This window comes from Paraburkholderia sp. A1RI-2L (assembly GCF_048957375.1).
In the GTDB taxonomy this organism is placed as follows: domain Bacteria; phylum Pseudomonadota; class Gammaproteobacteria; order Burkholderiales; family Burkholderiaceae; genus Paraburkholderia.
Genome location: NZ_JARBTA010000001.1, coordinates 2,825,676 through 2,843,849, shown reverse-complemented (window position 1 = coordinate 2,843,849; position 18,174 = coordinate 2,825,676). Strand labels below are relative to the sequence as shown.

16 protein-coding genes are annotated in these 18,174 nt (G+C 61.3%); 1 reads left to right on the top strand and 15 read right to left on the bottom strand.

Annotated features, from left to right (window positions below):
- Positions 1–100: 100 nt before the first annotated feature.
- The gene (locus tag PWP93_RS13035; RefSeq protein WP_421044753.1) at positions 101–1,843 is read right to left on the bottom strand and encodes an AMP-binding protein; all 1,743 of its coding nucleotides are present in this window, start codon (positions 1,841–1,843) and stop codon (positions 101–103) included.
- Between the two features lie 443 nt (positions 1,844–2,286).
- On the opposite strand from PWP93_RS13035, the gene PWP93_RS13030 reads away from it, so the two are divergent.
- The gene (locus PWP93_RS13030; RefSeq protein ID WP_421044752.1) at positions 2,287–4,194 is read left to right on the top strand and encodes a hypothetical protein; all 1,908 of its coding nucleotides are present in this window, start codon (positions 2,287–2,289) and stop codon (positions 4,192–4,194) included.
- Positions 4,195–4,278: 84 nt separating this feature from the next.
- Here the strand turns inward: PWP93_RS13030 and PWP93_RS13025 are convergent, their stop codons facing one another.
- The 14 genes from PWP93_RS13025 to mnmG form a co-directional block, all read right to left on the bottom strand.
- A complete protein-coding gene (locus tag PWP93_RS13025; RefSeq protein WP_035523136.1) occupies positions 4,279–4,704 on the bottom strand; it encodes a F0F1 ATP synthase subunit epsilon in 426 nt (141 codons plus the stop codon).
- A 149-nt stretch (positions 4,705–4,853) separates the two neighbouring features.
- Positions 4,854–6,248: a F0F1 ATP synthase subunit beta gene (gene atpD, locus PWP93_RS13020; protein ID WP_213298554.1), complete on the bottom strand. Its 1,395-nt coding sequence runs from the start codon at positions 6,246–6,248 to the stop codon at positions 4,854–4,856.
- Between the two features lie 78 nt (positions 6,249–6,326).
- Positions 6,327–7,208 (bottom strand): F0F1 ATP synthase subunit gamma, encoded by an 882-nt coding sequence (gene atpG / locus PWP93_RS13015; protein WP_035523142.1) that lies wholly within the window; start codon positions 7,206–7,208, stop codon positions 6,327–6,329.
- Positions 7,209–7,302: 94 nt separating this feature from the next.
- A complete protein-coding gene (gene atpA, locus PWP93_RS13010) occupies positions 7,303–8,844 on the bottom strand; it encodes a F0F1 ATP synthase subunit alpha (protein WP_421044751.1) in 1,542 nt (513 codons plus the stop codon).
- Between the two features lie 66 nt (positions 8,845–8,910).
- A complete protein-coding gene (locus PWP93_RS13005; protein ID WP_035523148.1) occupies positions 8,911–9,450 on the bottom strand; it encodes a F0F1 ATP synthase subunit delta in 540 nt (179 codons plus the stop codon).
- A 2-nt stretch (positions 9,451–9,452) separates the two neighbouring features.
- Positions 9,453–9,923 (bottom strand): F0F1 ATP synthase subunit B, encoded by a 471-nt coding sequence (locus PWP93_RS13000; protein ID WP_421025071.1) that lies wholly within the window; start codon positions 9,921–9,923, stop codon positions 9,453–9,455.
- A 142-nt stretch (positions 9,924–10,065) separates the two neighbouring features.
- A complete protein-coding gene (gene atpE / locus PWP93_RS12995; protein ID WP_028203308.1) occupies positions 10,066–10,335 on the bottom strand; it encodes a F0F1 ATP synthase subunit C in 270 nt (89 codons plus the stop codon).
- 67 nt (positions 10,336–10,402) lie between these two features.
- The gene (gene atpB, locus PWP93_RS12990) at positions 10,403–11,254 is read right to left on the bottom strand and encodes a F0F1 ATP synthase subunit A (RefSeq protein ID WP_421025072.1); all 852 of its coding nucleotides are present in this window, start codon (positions 11,252–11,254) and stop codon (positions 10,403–10,405) included.
- Positions 11,255–11,427: 173 nt separating this feature from the next.
- Positions 11,428–12,048: an ATP synthase subunit I gene (locus PWP93_RS12985; RefSeq protein WP_421045085.1), complete on the bottom strand. Its 621-nt coding sequence runs from the start codon at positions 12,046–12,048 to the stop codon at positions 11,428–11,430.
- Between the two features lie 285 nt (positions 12,049–12,333).
- The gene (locus PWP93_RS12980; protein ID WP_421044750.1) at positions 12,334–13,443 is read right to left on the bottom strand and encodes an SLC13 family permease; all 1,110 of its coding nucleotides are present in this window, start codon (positions 13,441–13,443) and stop codon (positions 12,334–12,336) included.
- A 62-nt stretch (positions 13,444–13,505) separates the two neighbouring features.
- On the bottom strand, positions 13,506–14,393 hold the full coding sequence (locus PWP93_RS12975) for a ParB/RepB/Spo0J family partition protein (RefSeq protein WP_421025073.1): 888 nt from the start codon (positions 14,391–14,393) through the stop codon (positions 13,506–13,508).
- Between the two features lie 19 nt (positions 14,394–14,412).
- On the bottom strand, positions 14,413–15,183 hold the full coding sequence (locus tag PWP93_RS12970; RefSeq protein ID WP_421044749.1) for a ParA family protein: 771 nt from the start codon (positions 15,181–15,183) through the stop codon (positions 14,413–14,415).
- Between the two features lie 140 nt (positions 15,184–15,323).
- Complete coding sequence (rsmG, locus tag PWP93_RS12965; protein ID WP_421044748.1) at positions 15,324–16,016, bottom strand: 16S rRNA (guanine(527)-N(7))-methyltransferase RsmG; 693 nt, start codon at positions 16,014–16,016, stop codon at positions 15,324–15,326.
- The gene (gene mnmG, locus PWP93_RS12960; RefSeq protein WP_421044747.1) at positions 16,013–17,971 is read right to left on the bottom strand and encodes a tRNA uridine-5-carboxymethylaminomethyl(34) synthesis enzyme MnmG; all 1,959 of its coding nucleotides are present in this window, start codon (positions 17,969–17,971) and stop codon (positions 16,013–16,015) included. The genes rsmG and mnmG overlap by 4 nt, the downstream gene beginning before the upstream one ends.
- Positions 17,972–18,174: the final 203 nt, after the last annotated feature.

The window sequence follows — 18,174 nt, the reverse complement described above, 5'->3', positions numbered from 1 at the left end:
AATTTGTTCGGCCTGCCAAACATCGGTTCATTCATGGCGCTTGTCCTTTTGCCGGTTTCGCGGCGGCAGCGTGCCGCGAAACCGCCGCGAAATAACGGCATCAAGCGGTTTTTTGCTCGCTGATTTTAAGTTCGTCGATCATGCGCGAGCGCATCACGAACTTCTGCACCTTGCCCGTCACCGTCATCGGCATCTCGTCGACAAAACGGATGTACTTCGGGATCTTGTAGTGCGCAATCTGCCCCTGGCAAAACGCCTGGATCTCCTCGGGCGTCGCGGCTTCGCCCTGGCGAAGCACGATCCACGCGCACACCTCTTCGCCATACTTCGCATCGGGCACACCGAACACCTGCACCGACTGCACCTTCGGATGGCGGAACAAGAACTCCTCGATCTCGCGCGGATAAATGTTCTCTCCGCCCCTGATCAACATGTCTTTCAGGCGCCCGACGATATTGCAATAGCCTTCAGCGTCGATCGTCGCGAGGTCGCCCGTATGCATCCAGCCATCGACGATTGCTTCGGCTGTCTTCGCTTCGTCGTCCCAGTAGCCACGCATCACCGAGTAGCCCTTCGTGCAGAGCTCGCCCGTCTGGCCCACCGGCACGATGTTGCCGAGCGGATCGACGATCTTCACCTCCAGGTGCGGCTGGATCCGCCCCACTGTGGTCGTGCGCTTGTCGAACGGGTCGGTCGTCGCGCTCTGGAACGACACCGGGCTCGTCTCCGTCATGCCGTACGCGATGGTGATCTCGGCGAGGTGCATCTTCGAGACCACGCGCTTCATTGTTTCGATCGGACACGGCGATCCCGCCATGATGCCGGTGCGCAGGCGCGAGAGGTCGAAGCGCTCGAAGTCGGGATGATCGAGCTCCGCGATGAACATGGTGGGCACGCCGTGCAGCGCGGTGCAGCGCTCCTCCGACACCGCTTCGAGCGTAGCGCGCGGGTCGAACGCCTCACCCGGAAACACCATCGCCGCACCCACCGACACGCACGCGAGCACCGCCAGCACCATGCCGAAGCAGTGATAAAGCGGCACCGGAATGCATAGCGAATCTTCTTCGGAGAGCCGCATCGCCATGGCGATGAAGCGCCCGTTATTGAGCACGTTGCTATGCGTGAGCGTGGCACCCTTCGGATTGCCCGTGGTGCCGCTCGTGAACTGAATGTTGATGGCGTCGTTGGCATCGAGCGTCGCGCCGATCGCATCGAGTTCAGCACGGCCGTTGAGTTCGAGCCGCTCCCGCCCTTGCTCGATCAGATCGCCGAAGTTCAGCATGCCGGGGGTTTCCGCATCGCACATGCGGATCACTGCACGCAGTTCAGGCAGCTTCGCCGCATGCAGGTCGCCTGGGGTTGCGCTCGCGAGCTCGGGCGCGAGCGTTTGCAGCATTTCGAGATACTTCGACGTCTTGAAGCTTTCCGCGGCGATGATGGCTTTGCAGCTCACCTTGTTCAGCGCGTACTCGAGTTCGGCGAGGCGGTAGGCAGGATTGATGTTGACGAGCACAGCGCCGATCCGCGCCGTGGCGAATTGCGTGAGCAGCCACTCGAAGCGATTGGGCGACCAGATGCCGACCCGGTCCCCCGCCCTCACGCCAAGCGTCAGCAAACCAGCCGCCACCACGTCCACTTCTTCTGCGAATTCGCGCCAGGTCCAGCGGATGTCCTGTTCGCGGAACACCACCGCCGGGCGCTCAGGAAAGCGCTGCGCGGTCTCGCTGAGAAAAGCGCCGATGGTCGCATTGGAGAGCGGTATGTCGGTCCTCCCACGCACGTAGGAAAGCCCGTCTTTCGGCGCGATGAGCGCTTCGCGCGCACCGGCAGCGTCGATGGCCATGATGGCTGTCTCCCCGGGAATCTCGCTCCCGATTGAAATGGATTTGAAAAACATTGTGCCACTGTGCGCGCGGCCAGCAGCATCAAGTAATACCCGCAACGCATGGGCGGGGACCAGATCCGCAGCGCGTCTCCAGCCGCTGCGAAGCCATGATTTCGCATTACCTTTCCGTAAACGTCAAGTAGATTTTCTTCCGTGGCCCGACAGCCTCCATGGCGGCGCCTCGGGCTGCGCTCCTGCTCGCCGGATCAGAAACCCCGCCATTTTTTGACTCTGCGCTGTGCTCTCGCATCGCACGCCTCGCCCGCCTGATAGATTTTTCTTTCAATGTGTAATGAAATGAACTTTTCTTTGCAAACATTTAACGATGTTCTCGTTTCCGCCAATTTATTTGCAGTCCAAATTAATCAGGCATCCAGAAATTCAACTTCAAAGGAGCAGCGATGAACGCCAGCAACACATCCAGCCACATTCGTCTGAGCAAGAAAATTTGGGCCGGTGCGCCCGGCTCCGACGCCAATGGATATTCCGATCCCTCCAATACGATTCAGTACGCCTTCGGAGTCGTGCCCGAGGGTATGCACTACGCGAGCATCGCGAATCCGGACGGCTCGGTCGATGCCGGCAAGCTGATCGGCGGCGTGCTGATGGTGGTTGGCGCGAATGAAGTCGAACTGGCGCTCGCCCCCGGCAAATACTGGCTTTACGAGTTCGTGATTGGCCGCAATGCCGACGGCGTCTCGTTGCAGTTCAGTCAGCGCACCGGCTGGGATTTCACGGCCGTCGTAAACGGCGAGCGCACCTCACCGGTCGATGATCAGGACGGTGCCATTGCGTTCGAAATCGGCACCGGCGTAGCCGATGTGCGCATCGTCGGCATCAACAAGGCGCTGTGCGTGGAAATCGACAAGCGCATGAGCAGCGGCACGGGCCGCACCGAAGGCGTTTTGTTCTTCGGCACGAGCTCGTATCTCGGCCTCACGCAAACCGGTTCGCCGAATTTCGACGGCACCGCTGTGGTCCGCCTCGGCGTGACGGGCGCCGATGGCAAGCTGCGCCTGGACGGCTTTGTGTCGGGCAACAACGTGTTCATTCACGAGATCGTGCCCAAGGCGTATTACGACGCCGGCGTGCGTCCCGAGAAGATGGACGTCTACAACATCGATGGCGCATTCTGGTACAGCGCTGGTTTTCCCGACGCTCACGAGATCACGCAGGAAGAACTGACGGCTCTGTTGCACAACCCCAAATTCACACCCGCAGCACGCGAGTTGATCCGTGCGAACGTGCATGCCGGCGACTGGCTGTTCACCAACCAGAACTACTTCTACCAGCGACAGGGCGTGATGCGCGTTGAAGTGACCAACAACAACGGGCGCAAAGGCAAGCTGCGACTCTCGAAGAAAATCTGGGCCGGCGTACCTGGCTCCGATGCCAATGGCTATTCCGAACCTGATGGCACGATCCAGTACGCGTTCGGCGTGGTGCCGGCTGGAACGCATTACAGCGCCCTCGCCGATGCCCAGGGTGCCGTGGACACGAACAAGCTGATCGGAGGTGTCCTGATGGTAGTGGGCGCCGACACCATCGAGCTGCAGCTCGCCCCGGGTTCGTACTGGCTCTATGAATTCGTGATCGCGCGCGCCGACGACGGCGGCGCGCTGCGGTTCCTTCAGCGCACCGGGTGGGACTTCACTGCACTCGTCGACGGCGAGCGCCGCGCGCCCATCGACGACACGGATGGCGCAATCGCCTTCGAGATCGGCGCACAGACCTCGGAAGTCAACGTGGTCGGCATCAACAAGTCGGTGTCAGTCCAGATCGAAAAGCAATTCACGCCTGGTGCGCAAGAAAGCGAGAAGGTTGGCATCCTGTTTGTCGCGACCGATTCGTATCTCGGCATACTGCCGCGCGCCGACAACGGCAATTCCCGCGGCATCGTGCGCCTGGGGGTCACGGGTCCCGGCGGGAAGCTGCGGCTCGACGGCTTCACCTCCGGCAACAACGTGTTCATTCACGAAATCGTGTCCCAGGACGCGTACGACGCAGGCCTCTGGCCGATAAGCATGAGCGTCTACCGGACGGACGGCTCGCGTTTGTTCACCTCGGAGTTCAAACTGCAGGGCGCGCTGCGCACGGGTGAAGACTGGCGCGACGACGAAAACCAGCGTCGCATCACCGAAGCCGACCTCGACGCCCTGCTCGCCGACCCGAAGCTCACGCCGGCGGGCCGTGACCTGATCCTCGGGCACGTACAGGTGGGCGACTATTTGTTCTCCAATACGCATTACTTCAGCGAACGCCAAGGCGTGATGCGCGTGGAGGTGCTCAACGACAGTGGCCGCGGCTAACGGCTCACCTATGAAAAAGGGCTCCCAGTGGGAGCCCTTCTCGTTCGCGGCCACCGCCCGCCACACAGGGCGGGCGCGCCGGAATCAATGCTGATTCATCTTGCGCAGGCGCTGGATTGCCGCAAGCTGCGCGACTGCGTAGGCGAGTTCCGCCTGCGCCGTTGCGTACTCGAGGTTCGAACCTGCGTTCTGCAGTGCCTCTTCGGCGCGCTTGCGCGCCTCGCCGGCCTTCGCCTCATCGAGATCCTTGCCGCGGATCGCGGTGTCGGCGAGCACCGTCACGGCGCCCGGCTGCACTTCGAGAATGCCGCCGGCGACGAACACGAACTCTTCATCGCCTTCCGCGCCCACGATGCGCACCGCACCCGGACGAATCCGCGTGATGAGCGGCGTGTGGCCCGGCAGAATGCCCAGCTCGCCCGCCTCGCCCGGAAGCGCGACGAACTTCGCCTGGCCGGCGAAGATGCTCTCTTCGGCGCTAACGACGTCTACCTTGATGGTTGCTGCCATATCTGTCGACTCCTGTCGATCGGAGTTAGCGCTTTAGCGGTTACTCCGATCCCATGCAAAGCTCGGGTCAAAAAGTTGCGGCGGCGGATTGAGTAACGCGTCACTTATACGAGATAACTCATTCCGCCTCGTTGCCTGCAACGCGACCCTTACTGGATCTTCTTGGCCTTTTCGAAGGCTTCGTCGATCGTGCCGACCATGTAGAACGCCTGCTCCGGCAGGTGATCGCACTCGCCGCCCACGATCATCTTGAAGCCGCGGATGGTTTCCTTCAGCGGCACGTACTTGCCCGGCGAGCCCGTGAAGACTTCCGCGACGTGGAACGGCTGCGAGAGGAAACGCTGGATCTTGCGTGCGCGGGCGACCGACAGCTTGTCTTCCGGCGACAGTTCGTCCATGCCCAGAATCGCAATAATGTCGCGCAGTTCCTTGTAGCGCTGGAGCGTCTGCTGCACGCCGCGCGTGATCGAGTAGTGCTCTTCGCCGATCACGTTCGGGTCGATCTGGCGCGAGGTCGAGTCGAGCGGATCGACTGCCGGGTAGATACCCAGCGAGGCGATGTCACGCGACAGCACGACGGTTGCGTCCAGGTGGCCGAAGGTCGTAGCCGGCGACGGGTCGGTCAAGTCGTCCGCAGGGACGTACACGGCCTGAACCGAGGTAATCGAGCCCTTCTTCGTGGACGTGATGCGCTCTTGCAGCTTGCCCATCTCTTCTGCCAGCGTCGGCTGATAGCCCACTGCCGAAGGCATACGGCCGAGCAGTGCCGACACTTCGGTACCGGCCAGCGTGAAGCGGTAGATGTTGTCGACGAAGAACAGCACGTCGAGGCCTTCGTCACGGAAGTGCTCGGCCATCGTCAGACCCGTCAGCGCGACGCGCAGACGGTTGCCCGGCGGCTCGTTCATCTGGCCGTACACCAGCGCGACCTTGTCCAGAACGTTCGAGTCCTTCATTTCGTGGTAGAAGTCGTTGCCCTCACGGGTACGCTCGCCCACGCCCGCGAACACGGAGAAGCCGCCGTGTTCCTTCGCGATGTTGTTGATGAGCTCCATCATGTTGACGGTCTTGCCCACGCCAGCACCGCCGAACAGACCGACCTTGCCGCCCTTTGCGAACGGGCAGATCAGGTCGATAACCTTGATGCCGGTTTCGAGCAGCTCTGCGGACGGCGACAGTTCGTCGAACGCCGGTGCCTTCTGGTGGATCGCGCGCTTGTGCTCGCTGACGATCGGGCCCGCTTCGTCGATCGGGCGGCCCAGCACGTCCATGATACGGCCGAGCGTCGGCTTGCCGACCGGCACGCTGATGGGCTCGCCCGTGTTCTTGACCACGGTGCCGCGGCGCAGGCCGTCCGACGCACCCAGACAAATGGTGCGCACGACGCCGTCGCCGAGCTGCTGCTGCACTTCGAGGGTCAGCTCCGACCCTTCGAGAATCAGCGCGTCGTAGATCTTCGGCATGCTCTCGCGCGGGAATTCCACGTCGATCACCGCGCCGATGCACTGTACGATCTTGCCTTCTACCAAAGCAGTTGTACTCATCGCTTTTCCTTTAGATACCTGAATTCTTCACTCGGCCGCCAGTCATAGCGGCGCGGTTCGCGTTCGGCTTGTGCCCGGTCAGACCGCTGCGGCGCCGCCGACGATTTCCGAAAGTTCCTTCGTAATCGCGGCCTGGCGGCTCTTGTTGTACGAGAGCTGCAGTTCGTTGATGACCGTCTTCGCGTTGTCCGACGCTGCCTTCATCGCGACCATACGGGCCGACTGCTCCGACGCCATGTTTTCCGCCACGGCCTGATAGACCAGGGCTTCGACATAACGCACCAGCAGTTCGTCCACGACGGTTTGCGCGTCCGGCTCGTAGATGTAGTCCCACTGCGACTTCGGCGTCGTGCCGTCGTCGTTGCCTTCGAGGCGCTCGTTCGACAGCGGCAGCAGTTGCTCGATGACCGGCTCCTGCTTCATCGTATTGACGAAGCGCGTGTACGCCAGGTACACCGCGGAGAGCTTGCCTTCCGAGTACTGGTCGAGCTGCACCTTCACCGCGCCAATCAGCTTCTCGAGGTGCGGCGTGTCGCCGAGCTGCACGACGTTCGAGACGACCTTCGCGCGCAGACGGTTCAGGAAACCGAGGCCCTTGCTGCCGATCGCCGTTGCTTCGATCGACGTGCCCGATGCTTCCAGATCCTTGAACTTCTGCAGCGTCGCACGCAGCACGTTGGTGTTCATCCCGCCGCACAGACCCTTGTCGGTCGTGACGAGAATCACGCCGGCGACCTTCGCATCGTTGTTTTCCGTCATGAACGGATGGCGATACTCGGGGTTCGCACGGCTCATGTGCGCAGCGATGTCGCGGACCTTGTCGGCATACGGGCGGGCGGCGCGCATGCGCTCCTGGGCACGGCGCATCTTCGACGCCGCGACCATTTCCATCGCCTTGGTGATCTTGCGCGTGTTTTGCACGCTCTTGATCTTGCCGCGAATTTCCTTCATTCCAGCCATTGCTTGCTCCTTGATCGAAACGGGGCGGGCACCCTGACTACAGCGAACCCGCGCCGCTTCAATGTCCGTTTATCGTGGTTGATTCCCGGACGGATCAGTATGCGCCGGACTTCTTGAAGTCCTTGAGCACCGCGTGGAGCGCGGTCTCGTCGTCCTTCGACAGGTCCTTCTTGTCCTCGATGCGGCCGACGAGGTCGGCGTGCTTCGACTTCAGGTATTCGCGCAGGCCCTTCTCGAATGCCAGGACGTCCTTGACTTCGAGGTCGTCGAGGTAGCCGTTGTTCGCCGCGAACAGCGAAACAGCCAGCTCCCACACTTGCAGCGGCTGATATTGCGGCTGCTTGAGCAGTTCCGTCACGCGACGGCCGCGCTCGAGCTGCTTGCGGGTTGCTTCGTCGAGGTCCGATGCGAACTGGGCGAATGCCGCGAGTTCACGGTACTGTGCGAGGTCGGTACGGATCCCGCCCGACAGCTTCTTCACGACCTTGGTCTGTGCCGCACCACCCACACGCGAGACCGACACGCCGGCGTTAATAGCCGGGCGGATGCCTGCGTTGAAGAGGTCGGTTTCCAGGAAGATCTGGCCGTCGGTAATCGAGATCACGTTCGTCGGAACGAATGCGGTCACGTCGCCTGCTTGCGTTTCGATGATCGGCAGTGCCGTCAGCGAACCGGTCTTGCCCTTGACTTCGCCGTTCGTGAACTTCTCGACGTAGTCGGCCGAAACGCGTGCAGCGCGCTCGAGCAGACGCGAGTGCAGATAGAACACGTCACCCGGGTAAGCTTCACGGCCCGGCGGGCGGCGCAGCAGCAGCGAGATCTGGCGATATGCCCAAGCTTGCTTGGTCAAGTCGTCGTAAATGATCAGGGCGTCTTGACCGCGGTCGCGGAAGTATTCGCCCATCGTGCAGCCGGCGTACGGCGCGAGGTACTGCAGCGCAGCCGATTCCGAAGCCGAAGCGGCGACCACGATCGTGTACTCGATCGCGCCCGTTTCTTCGAGCTTGCGCACCACGTTCTGGATCGACGAAGCCTTCTGGCCGATCGCGACGTAGATACAGATGAGGTCCTTGCCCTTCTGGTTGATGATCGTGTCGACGGCCACTGCAGTCTTGCCGCACTGACGGTCGCCAATGATCAGCTCGCGCTGGCCACGGCCGATCGGCACCATCGAGTCGATCGACTTGAGGCCCGTTTGCATCGGCTGCGACACGCCTTCACGCCAGATCACGCCCGGAGCAATCTTTTCGATTGCGTCGGTCATTTTGGCGTTGATCGGGCCCTTGCCGTCGATCGGGTTGCCGAGCGGATCGACCACGCGGCCGACCAGTTCCGGGCCCACCGGCACTTCGAGAATGCGGCCCGTCGTCTTGACGATGTCGCCTTCCGAGATGTGCTCGTACTCACCCAGAATCACGGCGCCGACCGAGTCGCGCTCGAGGTTCAGCGCGAGGCCGAAGGTGTTGCCCGGGAATTCGAGCATTTCGCCCTGCATCACGTCCGACAGGCCGTGGATACGCACGATACCGTCGGTCACGGAGATCACGGTGCCCTGGTTGCGAACGTCCGCGCTCGCTTCAAGGCCCTGGATCCGGCTCTTGATCAGCTCGCTGATCTCAGAGGGATTGAGTTGCATTATTCGCTCCTGATGTTCAATTCTGTTGCGTGCCAGCCGCTGCGCCCGATGTATTTATCGGGGCGCTCAAGCGGTCAAAGCCACCTGCATGCTGGCGAGCCGCGCGCGGACCGAGGTATCGAGGACTTCGTCGCCGACCGTGACGCGCACGCCGCCGATTAGCGACTTGTCGACTTCGACTGCCGGCTTCAGCTTGCATTTGAACTTGCGTTCGAGACTCGCGACGAGGTCGGTCAACTGCGCGCCTTCGAGCGGGTATGCGCTCACGATCAGCGCGTCGGCCGCACCGGCCTTGGCGTTCTTGAGCGCTTCGAACTGTGCGTGAATTTCCGGCAGCAGCTCCAGGCGGTGGTTCGCGACCAGCATCTGCACGAGATTCTTGGCCTCGGCCGTATCCTTGAGCGGGGACTTCACCGCTGCAAGCAGCAGCTCCACGACCTGGGCATGGCTCACTTTCGGGCTTGTCGCGACCGACAGCACCTCGGGCAAGGCCGCAACCTGAGCCAGCTCCGTGACGAGCGTGGACCAGGCGGCGGTGTCACCAGCTTCGGCCACGCCAAACAGCGCTTCTGCGTACGGGCGGGCGATGGTTGCAAGTTCGGCCATGATCAGAGCTCAGCTTTCAGTTGATTCAGCAGGTCGGCGTGTGCTGCCTGGTCGACTTCGCGCTTCAGGATCTGCTCGGCGCCTTGCACGGCAAGTGCCGCGACTTCGGCGCGCAGCGCTTCGCGTGCCTTCACGACCTGCTGGTCGGCGTCGGCCTTAGCTTGAGCGATGATGCGAGCCGCTTCGGCTTGTGCCTGGGCCTTGATTTCTTCTGCGACGGCCAATGCGCGCTTTTCTGCGTCCGCGATGCGGCTTTGACCCTCGTTACGGGCCGAAGCGAGTTCTTCGCCAACGCGCTTGTGCGCGGCTTCGAGTTCCGCCTTGCCCTTATCCGCGGCAGCGAGGCCGTCAGCGATCTTCTTCGAGCGCTCGTCGAGGGCGTTGATCAACGGCGGCCACACGAACTTCATCGTGAACCACGCGAGGATCAGGAACACGACCATTTGCGCAAACAGGGTTGCGTTGATATTCACGGTGTTTCCTTTTACGTTGCTATTCCGGGGAGTTGAAACGGCAAGGCGCTCATCGGTTGTGAAACTCGATCAGCGCCTCGTCACCCGTTCCGTCCTGCGCCCGCGTCTATAGTTATAGGTCGGGCGCAACCATCCAGGGAACTTAGCCCGCGAGCTTCGAGAGCAGCGGGTTAGCGAACGCGAACAGCATTGCAACACCCACGCCAATCAGGAACGCCGCGTCGATCAGACCAGCCAGCAGGAACATCTTCGTCTGCAGCGGGTTCATCAGTTCAGGCTGACGTGCGCAGGCTTCGATGTACTTGCCGCCCATCAGGCCGATACCGATACAGGCGCCGATTGCACCCAGGCCGATGATGATGCCGATACCGATGGCCGTGAAACCCTGGATGTTGGCGATGAAAGCTTGCATGATCACTCCTTTGTGAGATTTTTTGGAACTGGGGATTTAAAACTGCAATTCTGGGTTCGACAAGCCCTTAGTGCTTGTCGTGTGCCTGGCCGATGTACACCAGCGTCAGCATCATGAAAATGAACGCCTGCAGCAGAACGATCAGGATGTGGAAGATCGCCCAGACGCTGCCCGCAATCACGTGGCCGATGAAGCCAAGCACCGTCGTGTCCGCGCCGAAGCTCCACAGACCGCCCAGCAGCGCGATCAGCAGGAACAGCAGTTCGCCTGCATACATGTTGCCGAACAACCGCAGGGCGAGCGAAACCGTCTTGGCGACGAACTCGATGATGTTAAGTGCAAGGTTCGGGATCCACAGGACCGGATGCGCGCCGAACGGGGCCGACAGTAGTTCGTGCACGAAGCCGCCTGCGCCCTTGATCTTGAGGTTGTAATAGATCATCAGCACGAACACGCCGAGCGCGATGCCGAACGTGCCGTTGAGGTCGGCCGTCGGGACGATGCGCTGATGCGGGAACACTTCGCTCAGGCCGAGCCAGCCAATCACGCGAGTCGGAAGATCGACGGGAATGAAGTCGAGGGAGTTCATGAGCGCGACCCAGACGAACACGGTCAGCGCGAGCGGTGCGATGAATTTACGGTTGCCGTGGACGATGGCCTTCGACTGATCCTCGACCATTTCCACCAGCATTTCGATGGCGCACTGGAAACGGCCCGGCACGCCCGGGGTCGCCTTGCGCGCGGCGAGGCGCAGCAAGAGGATGGTCACGAGGCCACAAAGGATCGACCAGAACAGCGTGTCGAGATTCCAGACATGGAAATCGACGATCGACGTCTGGTGCCCAGTGGCAAAGTTCTGCAAGTGGTGCGCAATGTACTCGGACGGACCCGGAGCGCTCGTTCCTTCGCTGGCTGCCATATCGTTAAAACCACCCAAATTGTCGAAAATCGGTTTCGGCCACTCCCGCGCAACAACCTGTTGCGGGAACGCACCGCCTCGGATCGAGTCTTACTCCAACATGTGCCAACCACTTGCCGCTTTGTTCGCCTCCACGCCTTCCACATGAAAGGCGGCGCGATGCCAGCTGCGGGTCAGCGCCACGCGAGCGCGATCCAGTATGTCTTCAGCACGATCAGGTAAGTGGCGAGCAACGGGATCCATTGCACGTCGCGATACCAGAACGCAATGGCAACGAACATCGCAATCGTCGCCCCCATCTTGAATGCTTCGCCGAGCATCCAGTTCATCACCGTGCCGGCCCTGCTCAACTGCTTCAGGCGCGCCGCGAACAGCGCTCCGGGTATCCAGCAGATCGCTCCGCCCAGCAACGCGGACAGCGCTACGGCGTCCGGCGCAGTCGCCCCCGGCGGCTTATAAAACAGCCACCACAACAAAGCGGCAACCAGGGACAAAGCCACTTGCGCTGCCACGACACGAAACGGCGTGACGCGCGACGGGCGGCTCACCTGTGCGCCGAAGAGCTGCTCGGCTTCGGCCCGGGTGAGCGGAACGATGTCGTTGTTATCTTGCTGGTCGGCGTCTAGCTGATCCCATCGTGCGTTGTGATCCGTTGTGGAATCAACACGCGCACTAGCGGCTCGTCCTCTGTCCGGACCTGCCCCCTGCTTTTCGCTGGATGCTTCGGCTCCGCGTTGTGGACCATCGGGCCCTTCATGCGCCTGCGGCGCCTCGTCTGGCCTCTGACCCACCATTGCGTTATTCCGGATATTTGGCTTCCGCCCGGTTTCTTGCAGCGCGCTTACAGCCCCGCCAACCAAATAAATCCGGGCGATTGTAAGCGATAGTTGCAGCCAATTCAAGACTTTAGGCCGTTTCATAACACGCATGAAATACTACTTCATCATGCGGAAAACTCACCATTACGCCGCAGGTAACGGAAACTGTAAGGTCACGCGCGAACGTCAGGAGAGCCAAGCAAAACGGGGCGCGATTTTACCGTGGAAAGATGACTGTGTCGCTGCATTGTGGTTTTTCTGTCAGAAAAAATACAACACTAGTCCACCACCGATAACGGCGATTACCCAGAACGGGATAGAGATCAAATGGAACGGCAGCCACACGCCTTGCACGCCGGAAAGCCGCACGGCAATCAAATTCGCCAGCGAACCGATGGCAAACCCGAAACCACCGACGCTCACGCCAAACGCCAACGCGCGCCAGTCGTGCGTGAAACCCGCGAGCACGATGGCGGCAGGCACGTTGCTGATGCCCTGCGAGAGGATGGCGCCTGCTGCATAGGCGCGTAGCGGCGTCTGCAACCCGAGATTCTCAAGTGCGTGGTGAATCCACGGCAGCGCGGCGGCGCTGCGTAACACGATGAACATCAGCACGAAGATCAGCAGCAAAAGCCAGTCGATCTTCAGCACGATTTTCATGCGCCAGATGAGAAAACCGACTCCGACGCCACCCAATGCGATGCCCGCGCGATGCGTGTCTGCAAGCAGCACGAACGCGACGAAAAGTAATGCGGCAACGCCTGCCAGCGCGCGATCGACTGGATGCCGTTCGACGTCGATCGTCAAATCGAGTGGCTTAGGCTTGAAAAGAAGCGCGGCGAGCACGAACAGCAGCGCCATCAACAGCGCGCAGAGCGGCGCAAGCGACGCAACGAAGCGACCAAATGACGCACCGCTAAGTTGCCAAAGAAACAGGTTCTGCGGGTTGCCTAGCGGCGTGAGCACTGAGCCCGCATTCACGGCGAGCGCGATCACGATGACAAGCCGCTTTAGCGGCAGCGGCGTAAGTCGGTGCAACGACAGCACGAGCGGCACCACGACAAAAAGCGCGACGTCGTTCGTCACCACCGTCGAGAGCAACGCTGCGAATGCAACGAGAAGGAATGCGAGCGAGCGCTCGGAACGAATTCGGTGCACCAGCCGATGCGCCACCCACGTCAGGAATCCTGAGTATTCAAGCGCTTTGGTGAGAATCAGCAGACCGGCGAGCGTCATCACCGTTTGCCAGTCGACCAGCGCGGGAAGCGAAGACCATGCGCGCGGCGCGCAAATCTGCAACGCGACGAACGCGACAACGAGTATCGACAAAACCGGCTCGGCAAGCGCGAACGCGCCGACCCCGCGCAGCACGCTTAACGGGCCGCGCAAAGCAGTATGGGATTCACGCACGGCAAACGACTATGAGCATGGAGTCAAACAGCAGCTTCGCCACGCAGGCGAAGCAGAATACCATCGAGCGCATCGAGGTCGCCGAAATCGACAGTGAGCTGGCCGCGCCCTCTCCTGCCAAGCTTGATCTTGACCGTGGCAGCCAGCAAATCGGACAGCTCATCTTCGAGACGGCGCGTGTCGCGGCCGCCGTCGTGCGCGGCCTTCGCCTTCACTGCGGGGGCGGCCTTGGTGGTGTTCGAAACGAGCTTTTCCGTTTCACGCACCGACATGCGCTTGTTGACCACCTGATTGGCGAGCGTGATCTGCGTGGCCGCATCGACTGCGAGCAACGCACGCGCGTGGCCCATGTCGAGATCGCCTGCGAGCAGCATGGTCTGCACCGGTGCAGCAAGATTCAGCAAACGCAGCAGGTTCGACACCGCGCTACGCGAGCGCCCCACCGATTCGGCGGCCTGCTCGTGCGTGAAACTGAACTCGTCGAGCAGACGCTGAATGCCCTGCGCCTCTTCAAGCGGATTGAGGTCTTCGCGCTGGATGTTCTCGATCAGCGCCATCGCGGCTGCGGCCTGGTCGGGCACATCCTTAACGAGAACCGGCACTTCCTTGAGACCGGCAATGTGCGCCGCACGGAAGCGTCGCTCGCCCGCGATGATCTCATAGCGCTCGGGGCCAACCGGGCGCACCAGGATCGGTTGCATCAGCCCTTGCGCACGGATGCTCGCCGCGAGTTCCTGTAGCGCGCCTTCGTCCATGCGCGTGCGCGGCTGGTATTTGCCGGCTTGCATCTGCGTGAGCGCGAGCGTATTGGGCGCGCCCTCGATCTTCACCGCTTCGGTAATGTCCGCGCTGCCGCCGAGCAATGCTTCGAGTCCTCGGCCCAGTCCTTTCTTCCGTGCTACTGCGTTCATCGTGCTTCCCCAGTCCGAGTCAGAGTGCGCGTACGCGCTCGATCATTTCCGCGCCGAATTGCACATAAGCCTGCGCGCCGCGCGACGCGCGATCGAACACCACGCCCGGCAAGCCATAGCTAGGCGCTTCGGCAAGCCGCACGTTGCGCGGAATCACCGCGTCGAACACCTTGTCGCCAAAGTGCTCCTTCAGTTGCTCAGAAACCTGTTGCTGCAGCGTGATGCGCGGATCGAACATCACGCGCAAAAGACCGATCACCTTCAGGTCGCGATTCATGTTCGCGTGCACCTGCTTGATCGTGTTGACGAGGTCTGACAACCCCTCGAGCGCAAAGTACTCGCACTGCATCGGAATCACGACACCGTGCGCCGCGCATAGTCCGTTGAGTGTGAGCAAGGACAACGCCGGCGGGCAGTCGATCAGCACGAAATCGTATTCGTCGTCGACCTGGGCGAGCGCAGCCCGCAAGCGGCGCTCGCGCTGCTCGACCGTCACCAGTTCCACTTCGGCACCCGCGAGCTCGCGATTGGCCGGCAGAACGTCGTAGCCCGCCTGCTCCGGCCGCGTGCGCGCCTCCGGCACCGAAACGCCGTCGACCAGCACTTCGTAAACCGTGTTCTCGCACGCCGCCTTGTCGATGCCGCTGCCCATCGTGGCATTGCCCTGCGGGTCGAGATCAATGAGAAGGACACGCTGTCCCTGCGATGCGAGGCTCGCGGCGAGATTGACCGTTGTCGTCGTCTTGCCGACGCCACCCTTCTGGTTCGCAACGCAGAAGATTTTTGCCATCTTTTGTGTGTCCCTTTTACTGCCTTAAAAAGTTTGCTTACGTTATAGCGTATATGCCGCTGGGCGCGCTATCCGGTCATTCGGCCTGGGCCATTCGGCTTGGGCCGTATGAGCCTGGCCATCTCCGCCAGTGAACTACGTTATTGTGTCGGCTCAACCACCACTTCGGTCAGATGCCGCTCCGCATCGAGCATCGGTACCGTCAGACGAATCGTCTGCAGCGTGCGCGCCCCATCTGGCAAGCGCTCGATCTCGGTGTCGGGCCTCACGCCCTTCATCGCCCAGATCGCACCACCGTCCGCAACAAGGTGACGGGCCAGTGTAACGAAATCGGCCAGTTCCGCGAATGCCCGCGAGACGATCAGATCGAATTTTTTTGACACTTCGATCCCAGGACGCAGCGATTCAACACGCCCCGTCACCACAGACAGATTCGCGAGACCCAATTCAGCCTTGGCCTGCGACTGGAACGCCGACTTCTTTTGCACGATGTCATTCAGGGTGACTTGCCAGTCCGGACGCGCAATCGCGAGTACGATGCCGGGCAAGCCGCCGCCCGAGCCAACGTCGAGCACCGAGGCGTCGGCGCATTTGGGTAAATGCGGCAGGATCGAAAGCGAATCGAGGATATGCTGGATGAGCATCTGGCGCGGATCACGGATCGCCGTCAGGTTATAGACGGCGTTCCACTTCGCCAGCAATGCGACATAGTCCAGCAACTGCTCGTGCTGCCGCTCGCTCAAATCAAGGGAGAGCGCCTGCGCGCCATCCTTCAGCAGCCGTGCGAGCGCGTCGCGATCCGTGATGCCGGGTTGCCTTGCGCGCCCCGTCATTGAGCCACCGTCGTGTTGTCGGCGCCCTGATCGGACGGGTTCTGGCGCCGGCGGCCCAAGCCGCGCTTCAGGTGAACCATCAGCAGAGAGATAGCGGCAGGCGTGATGCCCGAGATGCGCGACGCCTGGCCAATGGTTTCGGGGCGGAATTGATTCAATTTCTGGCGCGCCTCGAACGATAGACCGCGAACTTCAGCGTAATCGATGCCGTCCGGCAGACGCGTATTCTCGTGAGCGCCGTTGCGCTCGATCTCATCGGCCTGACGATCGATATAGCCCTGATATTTGATGCCGATTTCGATCTGCTCCTTGATCTGGGCAAGCAGGATTTCGTCGTCAGCAAGCGGTGTGTCAGGCGCGCAGGCGCCTTCGCGCAGGCCGCACACGCCATCGTAGCTCACACCAGGACGGCGCAGCAGATCCGCGAGGTTGTACTCGCGATCGATGGGTTTGCCGAAGAGCGCGGTTGCCTCTTCTGCGCCCAATGTCTTCGGATTCACCCAAGTCGACTTCAGGCGCTCTGTTTCACGTGAAACAGCGTCGCGCTTGCGGCTGAATGCATCCCAGCGAATATCGTCGACAACACCAAGTTCACGGCCGATTTCCGTCAGGCGCATATCGGCATTGTCTTCGCGCAGGCTCAGACGGTACTCCGCGCGGCTCGTAAACATGCGGTACGGCTCGGAAACGCCGCGTGTCACCAAGTCGTCGACCAGCACGCCGAGGTACGCTTGATCTCGGCGCGGACACCACGCGTCCTTACCCTGCACCTGCAAGCCTGCGTTGATGCCCGCAAGCAGGCCTTGCGCTGCGGCCTCTTCGTAGCCGGTCGTGCCATTAATCTGGCCCGCGAAGAACAGACCACTAATCACCTTCGTTTCCAGCGATGCCTTCAGGCCGCGCGGATCGAAGTAGTCATACTCGATCGCATAGCCGGGGCGCAGAATATGAGCATGCTCCAGCCCGCGCATCGAATGCACGAGCTCCAGCTGAACGTCGAACGGCAGACTCGTCGAGATCCCATTTGGGTAGAACTCGTTCGTCGTCAGGCCTTCGGGCTCCAGGAAGATCTGATGCGATTCCTTTGAGGCAAATCGGTGGATTTTGTCTTCGATGGACGGGCAATAGCGTGGCCCCACCCCTTCGATCACGCCTGTATACATGGGCGAGCGGTCGAGACCGCCGCGAATAATGTCGTGCGTACGTTCGTTGGTGTGTGTAACCCAGCAGGGAATCTGCTTCGGATGCTGCTCTGCCCTGCCCAGAAACGAGAACACAGGCACCGGATCGAGGTCGCCTGGCTGCTCTTCGAGCATCGAAAAATCGATCGAGCGACCATCAATGCGCGGCGGCGTGCCCGTTTTAAGGCGCCCTTGCGGCAGCTTCAGCTCTTTCAGGCGTGCAGACAGCGTCACCGCCGCCGGGTCACCGGCACGGCCGCCTGTGTAGTTGTTCAGGCCTACATGAATCTTGCCGTCGAGGAACGTTCCCGCCGTCAGCACCACCGCGCGTGCGCGGAAGCGGATGCCCACCTGCGTCACAGCCCCGACAACGCGGTCGCCTTCAACCATCAGATCCTCAACCGCCTGCTGGAACAGCCACAGGTTCGGCTGATTTTCGAGCCGTCGGCGGATCGCTGCCTTGTACAAGATACGGTCGGCCTGCGCACGCGTCGCACGCACAGCCGGCCCTTTGGACGAATTGAGAATCCGGAACTGGATGCCCCCCTCGTCGGTGGCAGCGGCCATCGCACCGCCTAGCGCGTCGACTTCCTTGACCAGATGGCCTTTGCCAATGCCGCCGATCGACGGATTGCAGCTCATTTGGCCGAGCGTTTCGATGTTGTGCGTGAGCAGGAGCGTCTTGACGCCCATGCGAGCGGCGGCAAGCGCAGCCTCGGTGCCGGCGTGACCGCCGCCGACGACGATGACGTCAAATTCTGTGGGAAAAAGCATGGCTGGACCTCACGCATGGACGAATGGACCGCGTGAGCCTTCTCAGAAAAATGTGGTATGCGCGAATTATAACGGTTTCAGGTTTTAGGTCGTTCACACCCGAATTTTTGTCGGCCGGAGTTAGTGCTTCAACTCCGGTCCCATGCAGAGCCGCAGAGCCAGTTAGCGCACGCGAATAAAAAACGGCGTGTTTCACGTGAAAC